This is a genomic window from Terriglobus sp. YAF25 (genome assembly GCF_052113305.1).
Taxonomy (GTDB): domain Bacteria; phylum Acidobacteriota; class Terriglobia; order Terriglobales; family Acidobacteriaceae; genus Terriglobus.
Map to the genome: position 1 here is coordinate 1 of NZ_JBFRCY010000569.1, position 3094 is coordinate 3094.

Sequence of the window (3094 nt, forward strand, 5' to 3'; positions counted from 1 at the left end):
CTTCTTCTGTTTCTTTCTCTGCGAGATACTCTTTCCAACTCGATCTCTTCCAGTTTGCGGCCCAGAGTTCCATGGACAGCGATACATCACCCGCTGCCATCCCACAATGCGCGCCGGCACTGGACCAGGGCCAGTCCTCTGCTGCTGAAATCAAACCCGCCCGCAGTGGGTTCAGCTCTGTATAGCGCAATGCCTTCCACAGATGCGGCCGATCCAAAGAACAGGAGTAATACCTCCCCCTGCCATACATGTCCGCTCGATCCGTGTTTAGCATTCCAGTAGCCAGCATACCGGCCGTGCGTGTGCTTCAACGTCAACGCCAGGCTATCCGCCTCGTATGGAACCATCACAAGATGGACATGATTGGACATCAGACAATATCCAAGGAGGGACACCTTGTATTGCTGCATGTTTTCCCGCAACAACCTCAGGTACATAGCCCGATCTGCATCGTGCTCCAAAATGTACCGTCTTGCATTGCCACGCTGCGTTACGTGATGCGGCTCTCCTACAGCAACTACTCGTGCAAATCGCCCCATCGCTACAAATTATCTGGTTACGTCCCGTCTGTCCCCAGGTTTCTCGTCTGTCCCCAGGTTTCTGTCCCCGGTTTCTGTCCCCAGGTTTCGTCCCCAGGTTTCCCAGGTTTCCCCAGGTTTCCTACCTATCATGGGTTTCCTACCTATCATGGATGTCCCCACGTTTCCTCGCTACCAAAAGCAGCGTTTTTTCGCTGCCGCTCACACTACGCTAGGAGAAGGTGGACGGGGTACGCGGGCATTCGGGGAAGAGGTCCATACTGTCCTTCCGCTTCGATCAACATAGCTGTAGGTGGGTCCCGATCTGACTATTGCGAGGTCTCCGAAATAAGCATACGTTCGATCAAAGACCGGTTCGACTACCCAGTTTCCTTTAGCAGATATGAACCCCGCTCTACCGGCCAGACGAGCGGGCGCGATCCCCCTTTGTAAAGACCGCAAATCATCAAACTGCCAATTGACCACATTGCCGCCCTCCTCATCGATTAAGCCCCACTTGCCAGACTTCTTTACACACGCGTTTCCTTCAGAGAACATTGTGACCTCTTCATATGCTGGCGCTATAACACAGTTGCCGCTACGGTCAATAAACCCCCAAAATTCGTCGATCTTGACCCCTGCCAATCCGCTACGAAAAGCTGTCGCATATGCTCCCCCGAACGATGGCGCGATAATTGGTTTTCCATTGCGGTCAACGTATCCCCAAAGACCATCGACGCACACGGCCGCCAAGCCCTCACTAAAGTTCTTGCACAAACTGAACTTCTGCGGAGTCACAGAGCGACCATTTGGATCGATGTAGCCGAAGTTAGCGCCATCACTTGAAACAAAAGCCACTCCCTCTGAAAATTCACTGGCCACTAGAAAACGAGGGTCGATTACCCATTTCCCTGAATGATCGATATAGCCCCCACCAGTAGAACAAAGACCCTCTTGAAATCTACCTAACCCATTGAACTCAAAAGCAATCACGACCTCGCCATGAGTGTTTATGAAACCGCTCCGGTTAGCTGCATCTAGAACTGCCGCCTTACCTTCGAAAAAGGGGCCACATAATCGGTAGACGCAAGGCACAATAGTTTTTCCGTTTTTGTCGATGTACCCGAAGGAGCTTTCATTGCGTCCGGGCATCGGCTCTGAAATCGGGTAGAGCATGCAAAATCCTCAATTCGCTAATCAATCGGCGGGATGATCCTTGACGTGACTTTGTAGTGGGTTAGGTTGCATGTAAAACAGACTAAAAATTCACTCATYATCCTTCCGGCAGCGGCGGCGGCTGTCGCCGACGCGGAAGCTGCTGCCATCCTAATCGCAAGCGATCTCGATATTTGGTAGCTAGCTATAGCTCTCGCCAAAGCGGCCTTCGCGCCAGGATTGTTATGATCCAGCTCGTCGAGAAAATCCTTAATTGCAGGCTCATCCGACTTGAGTACTTTGGTCGCGAAGTCCTTCCATTGACTAAGGCTCCAATTATTAGAGCTTCCTAGTTTTGTTTCCGCCTCATCAAGCATATCGCCAACAGCATCATTGTAATCAACGTGCGGCACATTGCGACCCGGCTGATTTGGAGCTCCGTTTCCGCTAAGTGGACCGGTCTTAACGTAATCTGCGAAGTTTTTACCAAGCAGACTATGGATGTAATCTCGCTCGGGGATTAGATGATGCCCCTCAGCGGGGGCTGCACCTGTACGATCAATAAACCTCAGAGGATTGTTTAGCGCGTATGAGTACCCGTTCCATCTCTGTGGATTCCCGATAAACCCATCGAATAAGCTTTGCGCTGCCTCATCAGGCAATCCACCAGCCACCATATTCTGCTTGATGAGGTTGGCATTATACGGATCGGGGCTCATGAAGCGCCCCGTCGTCGAGTTATAGTACCTGGCCCCGAAGTAATCAAGCCCAGATTCTACGTCTCGTTCTTTGCCGGTGAAATGGCGATCCGACGATTCTTCCCCGCTGCAAGTCTGGCCATCTCCGAAGGGCTGGCTGGAGCAAGTCTCCAGCACAGCCCCTGTTGAACTGGCCACCAGACGGGTTGTTCCCAAGTGGTCCGTAATCGGGAACCGAGGATAGCTGTCACTCCCATTGGCAGTGATGTAGGTGGCCACCTGACGACCGCCTGCGAACAATTCTCCGCGAGTCATATTGAAGTCAGGGCCGACGGTCGTGATGCGGCGCCCCTGTGGGTCGTACAGGTACTCTTCGATCACATTCCCGTTGGCGTATTTGCCGACGCGTTGACCGCTAGCGTTATACACATAGCTCACGGCTCCGGCATCGGCCCACCGGACGCGGTTTTCGGCATCGTAGCCGAACGTATGCCCACCCATTGATGCCGGTACATTGGTACTCAACATATTCCCGGCAGAGTCATACACAAAACCTGCTGCAGAGGGCATCTGGTTTTGCGCCGTGAACTGCCACGCGTTGGTGGACGCTGTCATGTTCGTTGGATAGCGGTTGCCAAACGAGTCGTAGCTGTACTGCAGCCACTGCCCCACCGGATAGCTCGGCTGCAGGCTGACGCCGGCATTCGTCAGGCGGTTCAGCGC

At 53.1% G+C, this 3094-nt stretch carries 3 protein-coding genes and 1 pseudogene; all 4 read right to left on the reverse strand.

The genetic code is table 11. From position 1 onward, the window contains the following. On the reverse strand, positions 1-190 hold a 190-nt coding region (locus AB4043_RS20225), incomplete at its 3' end, for a hypothetical protein (protein ID WP_442307909.1). Between the two features lie 16 nt (positions 191-206). Further along, positions 207-539, reverse strand: a pseudogene (locus tag AB4043_RS20230) (transposase); the annotation flags it as partial. A gap of 201 nt (positions 540-740) precedes the next feature. Next, positions 741-1694 (reverse strand): WG repeat-containing protein, encoded by a 954-nt coding sequence (locus AB4043_RS20235; protein ID WP_442303451.1) that lies wholly within the window; start codon positions 1692-1694, stop codon positions 741-743. 17 nt (positions 1695-1711) lie between these two features. Continuing rightward, on the reverse strand, positions 1712-3094 hold a 1383-nt coding region (locus AB4043_RS20240; protein WP_442307908.1), incomplete at its 5' end, for an RHS repeat domain-containing protein.

Coding starts and splice junctions, on each gene's coding strand:
- AB4043_RS20235 (WP_442303451.1), bottom strand. CDS start 1,694: ATGCTCTACCCGATTTCAGAGCCGATGCCCGGACGCAATGAAAGCTCC.